Source organism: Bacillus cereus group sp. N8 (assembly GCF_016483685.1).
GTDB lineage: Bacteria > Bacillota > Bacilli > Bacillales > Bacillaceae_G > Bacillus_A > Bacillus_A proteolyticus.
On record NZ_JAEHBK010000133.1, the window covers coordinates 1 to 466 of the forward strand.

Sequence of the window (466 nt, forward strand, 5' to 3'; positions counted from 1 at the left end):
AAAATGAAAAAATACGCTATTCTTTCTGTAGAATCATAGGAAAGGATGGCGTTTTTTATGTCTGTTTCTGTGTCTGACGAATTACAACTATTTGCTCAAGAGATTCAAAGTTTTTTATCTCCAAATACCTTACGGGATCTTGCTAGAGACGTTGGCTTTGTACAACGAACCAGTAAGTACCAAGCAAAAGATTTAGTCGCTTTATGTGTATGGTTGAGCCAAAATGTAGCTATGACTTCTTTAACTCAGTTATCTAGCTGTTTAGAAGCATCAACAGAAGTACTCATCAGTCCTGAGGGACTGAATCAACGGTTTAATAAGGCTGCCGTCCAACTTTTACAACACCTACTAGCCGAACTACTAAGCAAAAAACTGGCCGCATCTATGCCGATTTCTTCTCCATACACTTCTGTTTTCAAGCGTATTCGTATTTTAGATTCAACTGCATTTCAACTCCCGGATGTAT

General features: G+C 38.2%; 1 protein-coding gene. It reads left to right on the forward strand.

Annotation, left to right across the window (positions count from 1 at the left end; translation table 11 throughout):
* Positions 1-57: 57 nt before the first annotated feature.
* A partial coding sequence (locus tag JDS80_RS30730; protein WP_472926354.1) for a transposase occupies positions 58-466 on the forward strand: 409 nt, incomplete at its 3' end.